Source organism: Methylotenera sp. 1P/1 (assembly GCF_000384355.1).
Taxonomy (GTDB): Bacteria; Pseudomonadota; Gammaproteobacteria; order Burkholderiales; family Methylophilaceae; genus Methylophilus.
In genome coordinates this window covers 2506024-2525882 of sequence record NZ_ARWC01000001.1, presented here as the reverse complement: position 1 = coordinate 2525882, position 19859 = coordinate 2506024, and the positions used below count along the sequence as shown (strand labels likewise).

The following is a 19859-nucleotide window of genomic DNA, read 5'->3' as shown; positions in this document are numbered from 1 at the left end:
AATGACTTACCAACCATAACCCATACCCCAGCCGAATCTTGGTCCATAGCGGTAGCCAAACGGAGAATACCCGAACGGTCCACCATACCAAGGTCTGCCATAATAAAAGCCCCAATAGGGATCATACCCACGCATCTGTGCAAGGTCGCGTTCACGTTTCAACTTTTTCTCGCTCAGCCTACGCGCTTGTTCACGCTTATTGATTTCATCTGCCAACGCATTTTGGCGTGCAAGCTCGTTGGATTGATGAATATATTCTAACACTTTAATATCCAAGCCCCGTTTGTTCAAATCTAGACTTTGCGCGGGCGTGAGGTCATAGCGCGAATTGCTGGCCTTAATTTTTTCGATAATCTCATCCGGCGTTTTCCCCTGTTTGGCATCGGCCACCAACTCTTCCAAACTTACAGTGGCAACGGCCGGTGGGATCAACTTCTCCAACTCCTCCGGCGAAATACGTTCTACTTCAGCTTGTGTCGGGCTGTTACCTGTAGTGGCACAACCCGCCAGCATCAAGAGTACGGATGTAGCCATCAAAATCGATAATAGTTGCTTCATAACACTCTCGCTTTCTTTGCTTTGGACTGTGTTTTTAATGTGCTGATGATCGGCGATGGCGCTGTAATACTGGCATCAAACACGTGGTACGGCGACTGGTACAAGCCCATGACTTTTTTCACATAGGCTTTCGTTTCTTTATAAGGCGGGATGCCATGGTAGCGATCAACGGTACGCTCTCCTGCATTATAGGCGGCCACGGCTAAGGCCACATCCCCCCTAAAATAAGACAACAGCCAACGCAAATATTTCACACCACCTTTAATATTTTGGCTAGCGTTATAAGCATTTTTTACATTAAAGCGTTCTGCAGTCGCCGGAATCAATTGCATGAGCCCCTGTGCATCCTTGTTGGATTGTGCGGCAATGGTAAAGTTTGATTCTGCCGTAATGATAGACAGCACCAGTTTGCTATCTACCTGATGCCAACTGGCAATTTTGTCTGCCAACTCCACCACCCAGCGTTTATGCTTGGGCAATGTAGCAATGTAGGCATCAATCGCTGCAGATTGTCGCGGTGCAGTTGTATCTGGTGATTTTTCTGGGGAAACTTCACTCAGTACGCATGCAGGCGCTTGTTGCGTGGTCAACGCCACGGTTTCCAGCATTTTTTGTGCTTCTGCATGGCCATGCGCCGAGGCAATGCCAAACAAATTGGCGGCATAATCACGGTTTGCTGCCACACCACGCCCCACTGCGTACAACATACCTAAGCGGTATGCGCCTTCTGCACTACCATAGCGTGAAGCCTGACAATACAAATCGGCCGCTTTCCAGGCAGCCTCTTCTTCGTCCTCATCTAACAATAAACTGGCGCGCTCTAGCATACCGCGCACCAGCGGCGGCTCATTATCGAATGTTTCCAGCTGGCTAGAAGTAAATGCCCACGCCGGTGCGCTGGCACATCCCACAGCCAATAAAATAGAGGTGATATAGCCCTTCGTATTCATCATATGCGCGTGCGTATCACCCCTATGTGGTTACTGCGTGTGGCTTAACCTTTGCTGAACATCATTTTTCCTGCCTTACAATCTACTACGACAGTATCTTTGGCCACAAAATTCCCACTTAAAATTTCGCGTGCCAATGGATTCTCGATTTCGCTCTGGATTGCACGCTTCAATGGTCTTGCTCCATACACCGGATCAAAGCCGGCACTGGCGATTTCTGCCATGGCAGCATCAGTCACCGTCAATTGCATATCCATTGCATTCAAGCGTTTGGCCAAGTATTGCAACTGGATACCGGCAATCGATTTCACATGCGCTTCGCCTAGGGCGTGGAACACCACCACTTCGTCAATCCGGTTAACGAACTCCGGTCTGAAATGACTTTTCACTTCGCCCATCACCGCCAGTTTCACCAGTTGATAGTCATCGCCGGTCATGCTTTGGATCATCTGACTACCCAAGTTGCTGGTCATGATAATCACGGTATTTTTAAAATCTACCGTGCGGCCTTGGCCATCGGTTAAACGGCCATCATCCAACACTTGTAGCAATACATTGAATACATCGGGGTGCGCTTTTTCCACCTCATCCAGCAAAATCACGGAATACGGTTTGCGACGTACCGCTTCGGTCAGCGTACCGCCTTCTTCATAACCCACATAGCCAGGAGGCGCACCAATCATACGTGCGACAGAATGCTTCTCCATAAACTCACTCATGTCGATACGAATCAAATGGTCTTCCGAATCGAACAGGAAACCAGCCAATGCTTTACATAGCTCAGTTTTACCCACACCAGTCGGGCCCAAAAACAAAAAGCTGCCGTAGGGGCGATTCGGATCGCCCAAACCTGAGCGAGAGCGTCGAATGGCATCCGACACCAAACGCACGGCTTCATCTTGCCCCACTACACGCTCATGCAATTTGGTTTCCATGGTCAGCAATTTATCGCGCTCACCCGTCAACATTTTGCTGACAGGAATGCCTGTGGCACGGCTCACCACTTCGGCAATTTCATCAGCACCGACTTCGGTACGCAGCATTTTGTGTTTCACTTCACCCACGTTGGCTTCTGCGGTAGAGGCTTGTTTTAACTGTGCTTCTAACGCTGGTAATTTGCCATATTGCAGCTCCGATACTATCTGCCATTCGCCTTTACGTGTTGCTTCTTCCATCTCAAATTTAATCTTTTCAATGGCTTCTTTAATATGCGCAGAACCTTGTACCTGCGCTTTTTCTGCTTTCCAGATTTCCTCTAAATCCGCATACTCTCTTTCGAGTTTGGTGATTTCTTCTTCAATCAACTCAAAACGCTTTTTACTACCTTCGTCTTTTTCACGGCGCACGGCTTCACGCTCAATTTTCAATTGAATCAAGCGTCTATCCAACTTATCCATGACTTCTGGCTTGCTGTCGATTTCCATTTTGATGCGGCTGGCTGCCTCATCAATCAAATCAATGGCCTTGTCTGGCAAAAAGCGGTCGGTGATATAACGATGTGACAATTCCGCCGCTGCGACAATCGCAGGGTCGGTAATCTCTACGCCATGGTGCAATTCGTACTTCTCTTGCAAGCCGCGCAAAATGGCAATAGTGGCTTCTACTGAAGGTTCATCCACCAGCACTTTTTGGAAACGGCGTTCTAGCGCCGCATCTTTTTCGATGTATTTGCGATACTCATCCAAAGTGGTCGCGCCCACGCAATGCAGCTCACCGCGCGCCAAGGCAGGCTTGAGCATATTGCCAGCATCCATCGCACCTTCCGCTTTACCGGCGCCCACCATAGTATGAATTTCATCAATAAAAACAATGGTTTGGACTTCATCTTGTGCCAACTCTTTGAGCACGGATTTCAAGCGCTCTTCAAACTCGCCACGATATTTAGCACCCGCCAATAAAGCGGCCATGTCTAGGCTTAATACTTTTTTGTTTTTGAGGGTATCAGGGACTTCACCATCCACAATACGTTGCGCCAAGCCTTCAACAATGGCAGTTTTACCGACGCCTGGTTCACCTATCAACACGGGGTTATTTTTGGTACGGCGGCCTAAAATTTGAATCGCACGGCGAATCTCATCGTCACGGCCAATCACTGGGTCTAGCTTACCCATGCGTGCACGCTCGGTTAAATCCATGGTGTATTTTTTCAGTGCTTCGCGTTGTCCTTCCGCTTCTTGGCTGTCCACATGGTGATCGCCACGTACCGTTTGCACCGCTGCTTCTAGTGCCGCTTTGGTCAGGCCATTAGATTTTAGTAGCTTACCCGTCTCACCTTTGTCTTCGGCCAATGCTAATAAGAACATCTCACTGGCAATGTATGCATCATTGCGCTTTTGTGCGAGCTTGTCTGTCACATTCAGTAAGTTGTTTAAATCACGAGAGATAGCAATTTCGCCATTGGCTTCTGTGGCTTTAGGTAAATTACTAATGGATTGATTTAACGCTGCTTTTAGTGGATTGACTTGCGCACCAGCACGCGCCAATAGCGCACCAGTACTGGCGTCATCTTGATTCAGCATGGCCAGCAATAAATGCTGTGCTTCTATGGTGGGATTATCGGCGCCCAGCGCAATGCTTTGTGCATCGGCCAAGGCCTGTTGGAATTTAGTGGTTAACTTATCGAAACGCATTATCGCCTCCTTAATCTTTGTCTGTTATTAAGGTGGGGCGGTTTTTGCATTTTTCAATACGATGTCAACAATGAAAGTAGGGTTAATCCAAACTGTTCGCCATTGCAGGCTAAATAAGGTCGCTGCCGATGCACCAATAATACGGGGTAGTCTAATTTCTGGCTGCTGGTCAACCACGACTTAGGGGCTTGCCATGTCTTGCCCTCATCATCTGACTGCATGCCCCAGATGCTGTATTGGCCGTCTTTGATTTCACGCCATACTAGCCATACTTGTTTACCCACACTGACCACGGCCGGGTGTCCAGCTTGCTTGGTATTATCGCCAAACTTTTTGGCTGGTGAAGACACCCATGCCGTACCATCCATGCGGCTGTAATACAAACCAGGATTCTTATCGTTACCATCAAAATAAGCCATGTGGTAACCCCACCAATCAGCGCCCTCACCACCGCTGGCCAATGCTGCCCCATGATGTGGGCAACCGTCGATTTTCCAACGTCCAAACGTTGCACGATGTGGCATAACCGTTTGTTTTTGTGTAGGAATCTCTGCAATCATATGGTCGCGCTCGCTCCCCTCAAACACATGTCGCCATAAGGCAACCACCGTGCCATCGGGTTTGTGTGTGGTGGCAATACGGCAGCATTCGCAACTGTTATCCGCTAACTTTTGTTCTACTTGGAAAGAGCTGCCTTTATCGGTAGATACTGCATAGTAAATGGCAGCGCCCTCATACGGTTTGTTCGCAGCCTTTGCCGCCAGTAAGTCGCGTTTATCTACCCATGTCACCGTAATACGGCCATTGGGTGCAACATGCAAGGCATCAAAACGATGCGTAATCTCAGCACGGTCTTGATGCACAATGATGGGCGCATCAAATTGCTTGCCTTGGCTGGTAGAACGCGCAAACCAGATATAGCCAGCATAGGGCGCTTTGAGTGATTCGGTCCAACTCAAATAGATAAACCCTTCTGGAGAAACCGCAATTTTAGGTCTTGCTTCACCATCCGCAGCGACTTTCATGGCAACCGGATTTACTTTCACCGCAGCAGCAAAAGTCTTACCTAAATCTGCACTTTTATCTACCCACACATAGCCGTTTTTAACACTTGCCCGCCATAGCTGGCCCTGTGGGTCTATGGTCACGCTAATGGCAAGGTGATTGGCTTGATATTGGGTATGGGCTTCATGCGCATTAGCGACATGGCAAAACACGGCCATAAACAGCGCCAATACTGGGATAAGGATTGATGTATACATGGTCAATATGGTAACGCATTTCATCTGCTTTTTTTAGAGGAATGTGCGTTTTTAAATCGTGTAATTTTATCGATGCATAGCCTAAAGTTTTATGTAAATTGCACCGTTAAGCTATCTATATCAAGTATCAAAAAAATGGGCGTCAAGGCATTGCTAACTAGCAGCCTTGCAGTATGCAATCTAACGAGGCAATGTGAGCAGTGCAGCATTCAAAGAAAATTCACAAGATTCAAACCGACAAGGTCAAGCCGGTGGACGCTGAGGCGATACCACAGGATGGTCAGCCATTGGCTTGGCAATTGCTGGATGCCTTGCATGAAGTGGCGGTAATGACGCTCAGAGATGACGGCACGATTAATTACACCAACACATTTGCACGTAGAATTTTTAATCTTGACCAACCTGCGAGCAAGTCACGCAAGCGTCATCCAGCCACCAGCATGCTGGAGCATCTGCTGGAAAAGATTAAGGAACGGCAATCTGAATTCACGTTGCAATATGCCCTAGAACGGCAAGTGCGCACCCTCAAAGTCTATGTGATTGATCTGCTGAATCAGCAAGAGCACTTGCAATTGCTGTATATGTTCGATACTACCGGCCAAGTGCTATCTGAAATTAAGCTACGGCAAACCGAGCAATTATTACAAACCGTGATTGATACCAGTCCGGATTACATTTGCATCAAAGATGGCAACAATCGCTGGCTTCGCGCCAATCAAAAGTTACTCAGCTTATTCCAAATACCCATGCAAGATTACGCGTATCAAACTAATTTTGATATTGCATCTGGCATTCACCCGGTATTTAAAACCGCGTTTGAGTACTCAGAAAAATCCGATGAAACGACTTGGCGAACACAAAAAGCGTATCGCAATGAGGAAATCATCTATTTACCGCAAGGCTCTGAAAAAACATTGGATGTGAGCAAGATTGCCACGTTTAACAGTGATGCCTCACGCCAGCATTTGGTGATGTACGCCCAGGATATCAGCGAACAGAAGTTTATTGAAAAACAATTGCACAACCGCAGCGCGATTCTGGATGCGCTGATTTCTTGCGACTGGTTATTACACTCTGCCGATTCTTGGCACTCAGTCGCTAAAACCGTATTGCAGCAATCTTGTCTGGCACTGCGCTTTACGCGCGCTGCTATCCTTAAAAATATACCATATGACGAGAGCACGGATACTTACTCCAAGCTACTGTATCAATGGTCTACCCCTGGATTTATGGTACCAGTGAACAACCTGGAAGCCATTAATTTTGACGATGCGCGCTTGGGCCGCTGGAAAGAGATTCTGCAAAAAGGCAATCCGGTCTTTAGCGAGATGAGCGATTTACCCAAAGCAGAGCGTCAGCTACTGAAGCAACACGACAGCATCTGCATTGCGATTGTCCCGCTGTTTGTGGAGCATCAGTGGTGGGGCAATATCATCATTGAACGTTGTTACGATACAGACAAAACCAGCTCGCAAGAACTAGGCTCTCTAATGGCAATAGGCCGCTCGCTCAGCGTAGCCATTCAGCGGGAACACACTGGCCGTAGCTTAAATTTGGCTAAAATTGCGTTTGATAGTGCGAGCGAAGGCATTATGATTATTGACACCAACGGCAGCATCATTGGTATCAATAAAGGCTTTAGCGATATTACCGGCTATAGTGAAGAAGAGATTTTGGGTGCTACGCCGATTGTATTTCAGCAAGGCAAACACGATTTGTGGAAAAGCCTATCTAGTGAAGGCAAATGGTGCGGCGAAGTGATTAACCATCGCAAAAACGGTGAGGAATATCATGAGTGGCTGACCATTACTGTCGTCAAAAACCACGAGCACCAGATTACCAATTACGTGGGGGTGTTTGCTGACGTCACCGAGGTGAAGCAGTCACAAAACAAACTTTACGAGTTGGTGAATCATGACCCACTCACCGGTTTGCCAAATCGGCGACTCATCAACGAGTTATTGGAACACGCCATTAAACGCGCAGAACGCGAGTCACGCCAAATTGCGTTGCTGTTTATTGATCTGGATCGCTTCAAAGCTATTAACGATAGTCTGGGGCATCCGGTAGGCGATCAGTTGTTGTTTGAAGTATCGCGCAGAATCAAACAATCCATCCGCGAGAGTGATGTGGTCGGCCGTTTGGGCGGCGATGAGTTTATTGTCATGATGGATAACTTGCATGACATAGACGACGCTGCGCATAAAGCCAAGAGTATTCTCACCGCCCTGCAATCGGAGTTTTTGATTGATAATAAAGAGTTGTATATCAGCGCTAGCATTGGTATCTCGCTATATCCGGACGACGGCAAAGATGTGGACAGTGTGATTAAAGCGGCCGATATAGCCATGTATCAAGTCAAGAACATGGGCAAAAACAACTATTGCTATTACACCAAAAAACACAGTGCCGATGTACTGGAACGCTTTAATCTTGAGAATCAACTGCGGCGCGCATTAGAACGCCAACAGTTTGAGGTGTACTACCAACCGCAAGTCTCTCTACAGACTGGGGAAATCATTGGCGCAGAAGCGCTGGTGCGTTGGAATCATCCGGAATATGGTCTTGTTTCACCGGCCAAATTTATCCCTTTGGCAGAAGAGACCGGCATTATTTTACAGATAGGCGAATGGGTACTGACACAAGCGGCTATGCGCGCAAAAGAGTGGATAGATGGCAGCAACTCGCTGAAGCGGATTGCTGTGAATGTGTCCGGCATTCAAATCATGCAAAGTAATTTTGCCGATACTGTCTACGGTGTGCTGATTCATTCAGACTGCGTGCCATCGATGTTAGAGTTAGAAATTACCGAAAGTACGGTCATGCAGAATACCGAGCATGTGATTAGCACTTTTGACCGCATTAAAAGTTTGGGCGTGCGCCTTGCTATTGATGACTTTGGCACCGGCTATTCTTCGCTCTCTAACCTTAAACGCCTACCCTTAGACAAGTTGAAGATTGACCGATCTTTTGTACGTGATTTACCCGATGATTTAGACGACGCGGCCATTGCCAGCGCTATTTATGCCATGGCCAACAGCCTTGGTTTTTCAGTGATTGCAGAAGGAGTAGAAACCGCAGAGCAAGTACAGTTTTTAAGAAAAATGGGATGTATTGAGGCGCAAGGCTACCTCTATAGCAAACCCATTACAGCAGATGAATTTTCGCTATTGATTAATAAAAATAAAGAAGAAAAAGGAAGTTACCATGTCTACTAGTACTTGCACCATTGATGTGAATCAACTGCGAGTTGGATTGTACGTCCATCTGGATTTAGGATGGATGGATCACCCATTTACACTAAGCAACTTTAAATTACACAATGAAGAACAAATTCAAAAAATCAAAGGCATTGGTTTAAAAACGCTACGTTATGATCCAAAACGCAGTGATTGCCCACCGCTCCCTGTCAAATCCAATTTAAATCTGATCAAACCAGTACTGGCAGCGGAGCAAGCACTAGCGCATGCCGAAGAGTCTGCCGTACTGGCAGAAACAACTGAGCCTGTGATTGACGCAAAGTTATTGCGGCACAAACAATTGCACCATGCGATTGATGAAAGTGAGAAAAAATTTGTCGTCGCCAGTGATACCATTAAAAATATTCAACGCAATATCCTGTCATCCTCCAAGCAGTGCCTGGAACAAGCGACACTACTCGTCAATGACATTGTGGAAAGCACACTGTGCGAAGGTGATATTGCTATTCATGCACTCAACGGCAACCGCTCTAGTGATGCGCATTATCAGCACGCGCTCAATGTCACGGTACTATCGATGATTTTGGCAAAATCGATTGAAATCTCCAGAGAAGATGCGCAACTGCTTGGGTTGGCCGCTATTCTTCACGACATCGGCAAGCTAGAAGTCAGCGATAAGATTTTATTGAAGAAAGACCCGCTCACCCACGGCGAGCATGCCCACTATCAATTGCATTCGGAATTTGGTGCGCGCATGGTCAAGTCCATAGGCCTCTCGCCCAGAATCTCCAAAATTGTACTGCAACATCATGAACTGGCTGATGGCTCTGGTTATCCTGCTGGGCTAAAGGCAGAACAAACGGATCCGCTGGCTAGGATCATTGTCTTGGCCAATAATTACGACAGCCTATGCAACCCTAAAAATATGTCTGGGGCTAAAACGCCTTATGAAGCGTTGGCCTATATGTTTGCACACCAACGCTCCAAGTTTGATGAAGATTTACTCAAACGCTTAATCAAATCTCTTGGTGTGTATCCGCCAGGCAGCATTGTCAAACTGTCTAATGAGCAATATGCAACGGTAGTCTCCGTTAACCCCAATTACCCGCTGAAACCTTATGTCAAAATACATTCAAGACAAGGCAAGGATGAAGAGGATGTAATTGTGGATTTACGTGAAGAAGTGAATATCAACATTACTGCTTGCTTAAAACATGCGCAAATCCCAGCCGAGGTATTGAAGCAAATCAATCCGCGTAAACGGGTCAGTTACTTTGTGGATCAAGCGCCAGAAACAGCGGCAGCTTAAACTCGCTTTACTATTTCTGGTACGAACAACAGGCTATCTTACTAACAAATAAGATAGCCTTTATTTATATGGCCTGACGTAGCCCAAGGTAGTTTGCCAGCATTGGAAAATAAGGCATGACGTAGCGCTCCATCAGCAACACCAGCAATAACGATAGCCCAAAAAACGGTAGCAATACACCCAAACTAAGCATTACCGCGATCATTGCCCAAGCAAAGCGTGCTGGACGTTGGCTACTGGGTGGCGCTCCCAACGTACGGAATAGCGAAGCGTTGGCTAAGCGCTTCCACCACAGCACCACTGCACTCACGGAGAGCAACGCCAAGCCCAAAGCGGTGACCACACCTAGCAACTGATTGAACCACCCGAATAATTGGCCTTCGTGTATGGCGACACCCATGCCAATCACGCGGTCCAACCATGGTTTGTCAGCAAAGTTTTTCCGTTCAATCATGTTACCGACGGTATCAAAACGGATATTCACACGCAAAGGTCTATTCTGCGCATCAGAACGCGCTGTCCAATCTGCAGATTTATTAGAGGGTGGTGCAACCAGCACTGGCGGCGTCAATTGCAATGGTGCGACCGTAGCCACCAGCGGATCCAACAGGCGATAATCCTGTGCATGGTGGTGCACATGCGACTGCATGGCATGTCCTTCATGCGCTGCATGTTCGCCAGCGGCTACGCCACCTACCGTCCAGTCTTGGGGCTGTATTTTGATGTTCCCCATTTGGACATGCATCGTTTGTATTTGCCGGATTTCTTTTAACATGCCGCCCCAAGATTTGGTCCATGGCAGCCCGGAAATCAATAAAAACAAGGTGAAGAACGATATCCAAAATCCCACCACACCATGCAGGTCACGCCAAAACACTCTGCTGCTCTTGCGCATGCGCGGATAGACCACACCCGCCAGACCCTGCCCTGCTTTGGGCCACCATAAATACAAGCCAGTGATGACCATGACAATTGCCCAAGAGGCAGCCAGCTCTACCAAGTAAGATCCGCGCGCGCCTAGCAATAAATTGCCATGCAGCTCGTGCACAATGCGCATCAGCTTGCTATCCTCGCGTGCAATATTGAGTATTTGCAAAGTCTGCGGATGCACATACACGCGTGAAATCACAGCCCCTTGCTTGACCAACACCCGTACTGCCGATTGCGGGTTGGCCTGCAATTCATAGGCATGCAACACAGCGCCCGGTACAGCTTCTAGTGCTGCCTGCACCTGCTGATGCGCAAGCGCAGCAGTCCCTGTCAGGACTAGATGCTCGTAAGGCGCATCCAGCGCAGCTTCTACCTGCGGCTTAAATAGATAGATGCCGCCAGTGACCGACAGCAACAGCATAAAAGGGATGCAGAATAATCCTGCATAAAAATGCCAGCGCCAAACAATTTGATGGGCCGGCCAGCGACGTAGCTTCATGATGTCATCCAATCTGCGTGTGCTGCGTGCTAGTAATTAAACTTTACTTGCACATAACCGGTACGTTGCGGATATGGGTGAAAGATATACGCTTTGTAATTATTCAGATTGTCCACACCAACAGAAGCTGTCCAACGCTTATCGAACTTGTAATTGGCTTTCACATCCATGATAAAAAATTTGCTACCCCCGCCAAACACATCTGGGTTGCTATCGCTATTATCTAGATAAAAATATTGCCTGCCACTGTAGCGCGCCGCCAAACTATAGGAGATATTACTGCCTTGGTGGTAAGTAACTACGCCTTTGATCATCGCCCTTGGGATGCGTAATGGCTTATTGCCTTCAAACTGCGGGTTGGCATCATTCTTCACAATCTCAGCATGGGTAAACGTGGCACTACCCATTAAATCCAAGCCATGTACGCCTACGTCCTGCCACTCACTGGCAAGTTCCACGCCGTAAGTACGCACTTGGTCGATATTCTGAATAAAGGTACATCCCGCTGCCCCTGCTGTACACGTGCCGGTGCCAAATGGAACCGGGTTACCGTTAGTCGTGGTTTGCGAGACGAGCGCATCATATTTATTCTCATGAAAGAAACTGGCACGCACTAGGCCAGTGGCAAACCTGCGCTCTGCCGTTAACTCGCTTGAAATGACTTCTTCCGTCTTCAAATCCGGATTGTTTTGTACTAGCGCAGTACCAGTGGTAATTTGTTGATACAACTCACTGACCGTTGGAAAGCGAAATGCCTGACCAAATGCCGCTCTAAATCCCCACTCTGGCATCGGTTCAAAACTAATGGAAAGCTTGGGCGAGAATTTATTGTCAGTCTTATCGGCATAGCGACTAGTTTGCAAGCCAGTGCCAGTCGTCGTTTGATTACGTCCATCATTAGCTTCCCAATGCTCAAAACGTCCGCCAAACGTCACCGCCCATGCAGGATTCAATTGCCATTTATCTTGCGCATAAATCGCCTGCGTTTGGGTCTCACCACGCGAGCTTGCATTCAATGTCCCCTTGTTGCCAGTAGACCAATCCGCGGTGTTATTCGTATCACTGACCAGTTTATATAGGTCAACGTGGTAGCCCACATCAATCTCATGTTTGTCACCATTACCATCCGTAGGACGCAATGTGCCGCGCGCATCCAGTACTGTCCAGCCAGTGCCACTTTGGTCAACCACTCTGCCGATTTTATTGATATAAGGATTACCCGCCGCAGTTGTGCCGGTAGAAGGCGCATTTGCACTGCTATTTTTATCTTTTTGATAATCGTAGTCAGACAGCGTCAGATTCCAGTCAAAAAATCCTTTGGTATTGCTTTTTAAATCAATGGCCTGCATTACATGAAAAGCTTCCACTTCCGCCGGACTGAATCCTGAAATATCGTAACGCTGCCCATTAACACTGACACGCCCGTTATACACCGGGTTGCCCGCAGCATCTTTAATATAGCTGTCCACATCGGTGCGGCTATCCAAATCCCACAGTCCCAACGTATAGGTCGCACGTACGGTCGGGCTAATATCGTATGCTGCCTTTAGCTTCACATTCAGTTGTTCGGTATGGTCTATGCCCGTCGCACCAAAGGTTACTCTGTTTTGGTTTCTCTCATTGCGGTCCGAATAAGCACCTGTCACTACCGGCGCACCAGCAGGCGCAGTGGTCGATAGCAGTGCATTGGCAAACTGCATAGGCTGACTCTCATTTTCCAAACGGTCTACGCCTAGCCAAAAACTCAAGTCGTTAGCTTTATCGCCAAATGAAGCGGTCTCGTGATTGCCCTTAAAGGTTTTGTCGGTACCGTACAACTCAAAATTCTGTGCAAATGCCTGTGCTGTGGCATGCGCCTCAAATTTGGTCGGCATGCGGGTGTTCATGCTCACCACTCCGCCAAACGAGTTACCCGCATACAGCGCTGAAAATGGGCCGTATAAAATGCTCACACTCTCAATTTCCTCTGGGCTGACCATGCCCCAGCGTGGCGGAAAGCTGAACGAGTTACCCAACAAATTGGACAGCAAAATGCCATCGGCATACACCATGGTTTGCGCGCTTGAGAGCGTGCCTGTAGTACGTGTGGCTAATGGCCCGTTACGATCACCAATATAGCGTTCACGCACCTGAAAACTGGGTAAGTATTTGAGCGTCTGTTGCGAGGTAGTCGCATTGACGGACTCTTGAATCTGCTGCTTGGTGTATGTCTCTACCGTTGCAGGATGTTTGATGATCCGGCTATCAATGGTGCCAGTCACGTGAATATCATCTAATTCAATGGCTTCGTTGTGGTCGGCATATGCCAGCGCCGGTAGCACTGCTAATACGGCCGTTAAAATCTGTTTGTTTAAACCTTGTTGTTTTAACATGGTGTGTTACTCCAAAAAATATAAAACGCACCCACAATCATCGGGTGCAATGCAGTGATTTATTTTTAGAGTAAAACGGGAGGTGCGCGCGTGGGATGCGCAGTGTGGACAAAATGGAGTTGTACTGGCGCAGCATAATCAAAGCGAACGGCTTTTTCTTGTGCTGCTAAATACAGTGCAAATGCTGGGTTAAAACTGGGTAATGCAACATCCGCAGTGCCGGCATGGCAAAACGGACAATGATTAAGGTGGTGACTGATAGACGCTGGCTGACTACTTGGTTTGACATCCAAACCAGCTTGCAAGGTGTTGCCTTGCGTGGTCACTACTTGAATAAATAGTTTTTTGCCGCCGGTGCTACAAATTTCCTGCAAAAATCCGCTCGTGCTGCCTTGCCCGGCCAGCGCGTGCGATACGCTAGGCGCCAGCGATGCAAACATCATCGCGATCAAAGCGATACGATGCATCCAGCGGAATAATTTTTGCGACAACATACGCGCATTTTAGCCCTAGTCGCGTAAAATTCAAAACTTCTATAATCAATCCTGGGAATATGATGGCCGTTGGTAGCTTACTTGCACTTTTAGACGACATTGCAACGATTTTAGATGACGTTTCTGTCATGACCCAAGTGGCGGCTAAGAAGACCGCTGGCGTATTGGGCGATGATCTGGCGTTGAATGCCCAACAAGTCTCCGGCGTGGCAGCAGAGCGTGAATTACCCGTAGTATGGGCCGTGGCTAAAGGCTCATTTATCAACAAACTTATCTTAGTCCCCACAGCCTTATTACTGAGTTATTTCTCGGCTAAATTCGGCATTCATTGGATTATCCCAGCCCTGTTAATGATTGGTGGCGCATTTTTGTGCTTTGAGGGATTTGAGAAAATCGCGCATAAATTCTTGCATAAAGAGGAAGACGCAGCCCATCAATCCGCATTGGCGCATGCGGTTGAAGATGCCAACGTAGATTTAGTTGCGCTGGAAAAAGAAAAAATCAAAGGCGCCATTACCACCGACTTTATTTTATCGGCAGAAATCATTGTCATTGCCTTGGGCACAGTAGCTGCTGCCAGCTTTGGTAAACAAGTGGCTGTGGTCTCGGCCATTGCTATCATTATGACGGTAGGCGTATATGGCTTGGTGGCAGGCATTGTTAAGTTAGATGACTTAGGCTTGCATTTAATGCTGAAAAAAGGGCAAAGCGTGTATCGCCAAGTGCAGCGCAAAGTGGGTGAAAAGCTGCTCGCAGTCACACCGTACTTAATGCGCTTACTCTCTATTTTAGGTACTGCCGCCATGTTTATGGTGGGTGGCAGCATTATCGGCCATGGTATCCCCGTGCTTCACCATTTCACAGAGGACATCTCAGGTTATTTACAAACACTACCAGTGGTGGGAAGCGCGTTGTCAGTAATTTCACCGATCATCATTGATGGGATTATCGGTTTAAAAGTAGGTGCGATTTGTGTTGCGTTATTTGAGTTGGGTAAGAAGTTAATACCGAGCAAAGCTTAGTGCTATTTAGCCTTACGGCGAGCAACTAAGCTGACACCCAACAACCCCAGCGCTAGCATACTTAAATTAGTAGGCTCGGGGACTTGAGATAGAATAAGGGAATCTTGAGATAGGATAAAAGGGTCTTTGATAACACCCACATGAGGTATCAGAATTTCAGGATTGTTATTTGGCAAACCAGTATAACCTGCATCTAAGATAGCACCTGACTCTATAAAACCAGACGATCCAGACAGCTCGATTAACGGCGCAATCAGACTAACATTTGACTTGATATTCAACATCCCAAGAGAAAATAGTCTAATAGATATATCATCCCTCAACGTACCACTGTAAAAGATAAAATCTCCATCACAGTTTGCTTGATAGCCATTTTCTGTGGACACTACCAAATTAGAAGAGCAGCTAAGGCTCAATGTTTCAATAGAAGCTGTTGCGATGGCAGGAAAGATTGTCATAGCAACAACAAAAACAAGTTTGGAAACAGCTTTCATGGCATGAGACTTTAAGACAAAACAGCCTCTGATATTACCTACGCTACACACATCAATCCATGCGCCAATCAGACTAAGATTTGCAGTTTCTTGTCACAAAACCGTCAACTAATAATCGTCATCCGTAAAGCGCTGCTCTAAAAATGGAAACGCATCATTGTGATAGCCGCGCACTTCCCAAAAACCGGGGCGGTCAAATTCATGCAACTCAATACTTTTTAGCCATTTTGCGCTTTTCCAGGCATAGCGTTTTGGTACCACCATACGCACCGGCCCGCCATGCTCTGCAGTGAGCGATTTGCCAAATACACTATGCGCGATGATGACATCATCGTCCAGCAAAGCTTCCAGCGGTAGGTTAGTGGTATAGCCATCGTAACTATGCAAGGTAACAAATTTGGCATTCGGCAGCGGATTCGCCTGCATCAACAACTCGCGCGCAGAAACGCCTTCCCAATCCATATCTAATTGGCTCCAGCGTGTCACACAGTGAAAGTCTGAGGTATCTTTAATTTGCGGCAGATCGCGGAAATCCATCCATTTTAGGTTCAGCTCATGCTCAACCAAGCCATAGATGCGCAGCGACCAGTTAGTGGTGTTGAGATTGGGGCGAATGCCCAAATCAAGTACGGGAAAGTTAGTGACTTGCTTTTGACCTGATGGAATACGTGCATTTTCACTAGGCTTGCTGGTTTTGTTCCCCAGCAACCGGCCTTTTTTGGCTAGCGCGATCTTACCTTCAATCAGTTTTTTCCAATCCGGCATATCACCCCTTTTGGCTCGCCTGGTACGAGCCTAGCAATATTCTTATTGTTGTGTTTTATTGTTAACAACGCTGTCTAGCAGCAAAATCCCCACACCTACACAAATAGCACTATCGGCTACATTAAATGCCGGCCATGCAAACTGTTGATAGTAAAAATACAGAAAATCAACTACATAGCCTAGCGTAATGCGGTCATATAAATTACCTAATGCGCCACCTAATACTAAGGCCAGCCCCCAGCAAAAAAGTTTGTTGTTCGCATTCTTTTTTAACAGATAGACAATGACGACAGACGCCACGACAGAAATTGCAGTAAAAAACCACTTCTGCCAGCCACCCGCATCTGCCAAAAAGCTGAAAGCAGCGCCTTCATTATGGTAACGCACCAAATCAAAAAATGGCGTCACTGCTAGATGCTCACCATAGGCAAACGCTTGCTGCACCAAGTGCTTGGTATATAAATCCAACGCAATCACCACCGCGCTAACACTTAGCCATTTATGCATATTTACGTGACTGTGATTTGCCAGAGATATTGCTTACGCAACGACCACAAATGGTGGGATGATCAGCATGACTGCCTACGTCGGCCACATAATGCCAGCAACGCTCACACTTGGTATGCTGGCTTGGTTTGACCAGTATTGCTTGTTCAGCGTCAGTTGCTACTTTATACACGTTTGCTGCGGAAGTGATTGTCACAAAACGCAAATCCTCACCTAAGCTAGTCAACGCATCAAAGTCTGTTGCAGTCACATTGAAATCAAGTTCAGCTTGTAATGACGACCCAACCTGCCCTGCACCACGCAACACTTCGATCTCTTTTGCCGCTTGCGCACGCAGTGCACGTATAGCATCCCATTTTGTCTTTAATACAACATAGTCGGCATGCTGTGTCGCACTAATCACATCTTGGCTATCTGCCCAATTGTGTAACACTACAAAGTCTTCGGTATTAGGTGTCAGCGTTTGCCAAATTTCTTCTGCGGTGTAGCTCAAAATAGGCGCCATCAAGCCAGCTAACACTTGTGTGATTTTTAACAGCACGGTTTGCGCTGCACGTCGGTCATGCGAATTTTCTGCATTGGTATACAGACGGTCTTTCAGAATATCTAAATAGAAGGCCCCCAAATCTTCGGCACAGAAATGCTGCAAGGCTTGCGCCACGCGATGCAACTCATACACGTCGTATGCGCCATGACAGGTGTTGGAAAGCTCGCTCAATAAACCTAGCGCATAACGGTCAATTTCTAATAAGTGTTCATAGGATACGGACTGTGTGCTTGCATCAAAATCAGCCACATTCGCTAATAAGAAGCGTAAGGTATTCCGAATCTTACGATAGCTATCTGCCACACGTTTTAAGATTTCATCAGAAATCGTTAACTCGCCTGAGTAGTCCGTGCTGGCCACCCATAAACGTAGAATATCTGCACCATAGGTATCCATTACTTTTTGCGGCGCGACTACGTTACCTTTAGATTTACTCATTTTGTGACCAGCGCCATCCACCACAAAGCCATGCGTTAGCAATGCGTGATACGGCGCACGGCCATCAATGGCACAACCCGTCAGTAAACTAGATTGGAACCAGCCGCGATGCTGATCTGAACCTTCGAGATATAAATCAGCTGGGAACTGCAATTCGGGGCGACGCTTTAATACCGCAGCATGCGTGGAGCCAGAATCGAACCAGACGTCTAAAGTATCCGTTACTTTTTTGTACTGATCTGCATTCTCTGGCGCGTTGGCGTTTAAGAAAGCGGCGCCATCCAGGCTAAACCAAGCCTCAACCCCTTGCTGCTCAACCTGTAAGCAGGCTTTTTCTAGCAGCGCTGGCGTTTGCGGATGCAATTCGCCTGTTTCTTTATGCACAAATAATGGCATCGGTACGCCCCAGTTACGCTGGCGCGATACACACCAATCCGGACGGTTTTTAATCATCGCCTCTAAGCGTGCGCGTCCCCAACTTGGGAAAAATTCAGTCGCATCCACTGCGTTATTTGCTCTTCTTCGCAACGTGTCTATACCGTGGAACATGCTATATGAATTATTAGGGTCTGTTGGTTCCACCGGCCTATCCATAGACATAAACCATTGGTGTGTGGCCAATTGCATCAACGGCGTTTTATGGCGCCAGCAATGTGGAAAACTGTGATTCAAACGTGCACTGGCCAACAAGGTGCCATTCTCTTGCATCTTGGCCAAAATCACTTTGTTCGCTTCTTGGCGACTTAAGCCACGAATTTCCGCAAACTCGACCAAATCACTGGTAAAGAATTTACCATCGCCACCAATCAATACGCGTGGTTTTTCATTGGGGAAATTGGCACGCATCACCAGCCAGTCGTCGTTACCGTGTGCAGCAGCGGTGTGGACTAAGCCAGTACCGGCTTCAGTCGTCACATGGTCGCCAGTAATGATAGGCACTTGGCGGTTATCGAACGGGTGTTGTAGCAACAAGCCCTTCAAAGTCGCGCCTATGGTGCTTGCCAATACTTGTGTATTCTCTTCGCCATAACGCTTGAGTGTCGCTTCCACTAACTCATGTACCAGTATCAATAAGCCTTTACTCGTCTGCACTAAGTCATATGTCAATTCAGGATGCACACTAACCGCCTGATTCGCCGGCAATGTCCAAGGCGTCGTTGTCCAGATCACTGCAAATGCATCATCTGTCACTTCCACACCAAACGCTTTGCTTAAAGCTGCGGTGTCTGCCACTTTAAACCCCACGTCAATCGCGGGTGAATTCACATCTTCATACTCAACCTCGGCCTCAGCCAAGGCAGAGCCACAATCTACACACCAATGCACGGGCTTGCTGCCTTGATAGAGATAGCCGTTTTGATAGATATTGCCCAAAGCACGCATGATGTCGGCTTCGGTCTTAAAATCCATGGTCAGGTAAGGATGATCCCAATCACCCAACACCCCCAAACGCACGAAATCCTTTTTTTGTCTTTCCACTTGTTCAGCCGCATAAGCACGGCAAAGCTCGCGGAACTTGGCTGGCTCAATATTTTTGCCATGCGCTTTTTCCACCACCAACTCAATGGGTAACCCGTGACAATCCCAGCCTGGTACATAAGGCGCATCAAAACCACTCATGGTTTTGGATTTAACAATGATGTCTTTCAGGATTTTATTGACGGCATGACCAATGTGAATATCACCATTCGCGTACGGCGGGCCATCATGCAGAATGAATTTTTTTGCACCCTTGCGCGCTGTTCTGATTTTTTCATACAGCTTTTTTGCTTGCCACTGCGCCAGCCATGCCGGTTCACGTTTGGCGAGATCGCCGCGCATGGGGAAACTGGTTTCCGGTAAGTTGAGTTTGTATTTGGTATCTTTGTTGTCAGTCATGACT

General features: G+C 47.3%; 14 protein-coding genes. 3 read left to right on the top strand and 11 right to left on the bottom strand.

Translation table 11 applies throughout. The annotated features are described in order from the left end of the window. Positions 1–6: 6 nt before the first annotated feature. The 4 genes from A3Q3_RS0112255 to A3Q3_RS0112240 are packed head-to-tail and all read right to left on the bottom strand — an operon-like array spanning position 7 to position 5400. A complete protein-coding gene (locus A3Q3_RS0112255) occupies positions 7–558 on the bottom strand; it encodes a hypothetical protein (protein WP_020183884.1) in 552 nt (183 codons plus the stop codon). Beyond that, positions 555–1511, bottom strand: coding sequence for a lytic transglycosylase domain-containing protein (locus A3Q3_RS13960; protein ID WP_232418426.1), 957 nt, complete (start codon positions 1509–1511; stop codon positions 555–557). The genes A3Q3_RS0112255 and A3Q3_RS13960 overlap by 4 nt, the downstream gene beginning before the upstream one ends. 41 nt (positions 1512–1552) lie before the next feature. Continuing rightward, entirely contained in the window at positions 1553–4138 is a 2586-nt protein-coding gene (clpB, locus tag A3Q3_RS0112245; RefSeq protein ID WP_020183882.1) for an ATP-dependent chaperone ClpB, read from the bottom strand. A gap of 53 nt (positions 4139–4191) precedes the next feature. Beyond that, on the bottom strand, positions 4192–5400 hold the full coding sequence (locus A3Q3_RS0112240) for an exo-alpha-sialidase (protein ID WP_232418424.1): 1209 nt from the start codon (positions 5398–5400) through the stop codon (positions 4192–4194). A 200-nt stretch (positions 5401–5600) separates the two neighbouring features. Between A3Q3_RS0112240 and A3Q3_RS0112235 the strand changes: the two genes are divergently transcribed. Together A3Q3_RS0112235 and A3Q3_RS0112230 are read left to right on the top strand one after the other, a co-directional pair. Further along, positions 5601–8618 (top strand): EAL domain-containing protein, encoded by a 3018-nt coding sequence (locus tag A3Q3_RS0112235; RefSeq protein WP_020183880.1) that lies wholly within the window; start codon positions 5601–5603, stop codon positions 8616–8618. Further along, complete coding sequence (locus tag A3Q3_RS0112230; protein WP_020183879.1) at positions 8608–9909, top strand: HD-GYP domain-containing protein; 1302 nt, start codon at positions 8608–8610, stop codon at positions 9907–9909. The genes A3Q3_RS0112235 and A3Q3_RS0112230 overlap by 11 nt, the downstream gene beginning before the upstream one ends. Before the next feature lie 64 nt (positions 9910–9973). Here A3Q3_RS0112230 and A3Q3_RS0112225 read toward each other — a convergent pair whose 3' ends face one another. From A3Q3_RS0112225 to A3Q3_RS0112215, 3 genes are all read right to left on the bottom strand, one after another. Then, entirely contained in the window at positions 9974–11338 is a 1365-nt protein-coding gene (locus A3Q3_RS0112225; protein ID WP_020183878.1) for a PepSY domain-containing protein, read from the bottom strand. A 29-nt stretch (positions 11339–11367) separates the two neighbouring features. Beyond that, positions 11368–13710 (bottom strand): TonB-dependent receptor, encoded by a 2343-nt coding sequence (locus tag A3Q3_RS0112220; RefSeq protein ID WP_020183877.1) that lies wholly within the window; start codon positions 13708–13710, stop codon positions 11368–11370. A gap of 65 nt (positions 13711–13775) precedes the next feature. Next, positions 13776–14204 (bottom strand): DUF2946 domain-containing protein, encoded by a 429-nt coding sequence (locus A3Q3_RS0112215; protein ID WP_020183876.1) that lies wholly within the window; start codon positions 14202–14204, stop codon positions 13776–13778. A 62-nt stretch (positions 14205–14266) separates the two neighbouring features. On the opposite strand from A3Q3_RS0112215, the gene A3Q3_RS0112210 reads away from it, so the two are divergent. After that, a complete protein-coding gene (locus A3Q3_RS0112210; RefSeq protein ID WP_020183875.1) occupies positions 14267–15226 on the top strand; it encodes a DUF808 domain-containing protein in 960 nt (319 codons plus the stop codon). 2 nt (positions 15227–15228) lie between these two features. On the opposite strand, the gene A3Q3_RS0112205 is transcribed toward A3Q3_RS0112210, so the two are convergent. The 4 genes from A3Q3_RS0112205 to ileS form a co-directional block, all read right to left on the bottom strand. Further along, positions 15229–15720 (bottom strand): PEP-CTERM sorting domain-containing protein, encoded by a 492-nt coding sequence (locus A3Q3_RS0112205; protein WP_020183874.1) that lies wholly within the window; start codon positions 15718–15720, stop codon positions 15229–15231. Positions 15721–15828: 108 nt separating this feature from the next. After that, on the bottom strand, positions 15829–16485 hold the full coding sequence (locus A3Q3_RS0112200; protein WP_020183873.1) for a sulfite oxidase-like oxidoreductase: 657 nt from the start codon (positions 16483–16485) through the stop codon (positions 15829–15831). A 42-nt stretch (positions 16486–16527) separates the two neighbouring features. Next, positions 16528–16992 carry a signal peptidase II gene (gene lspA, locus A3Q3_RS0112195; protein ID WP_020183872.1) on the bottom strand — a complete coding sequence of 155 codons (465 nt, stop codon included), beginning with the start codon at positions 16990–16992 and terminating at the stop codon, positions 16528–16530. Continuing rightward, on the bottom strand, positions 16985–19855 hold the full coding sequence (ileS, locus tag A3Q3_RS0112190) for an isoleucine--tRNA ligase (RefSeq protein ID WP_020183871.1): 2871 nt from the start codon (positions 19853–19855) through the stop codon (positions 16985–16987). Before ileS ends, lspA begins: the two co-directional genes overlap by 8 nt. Between the last annotated feature and the right edge of the window lie 4 nt (positions 19856–19859).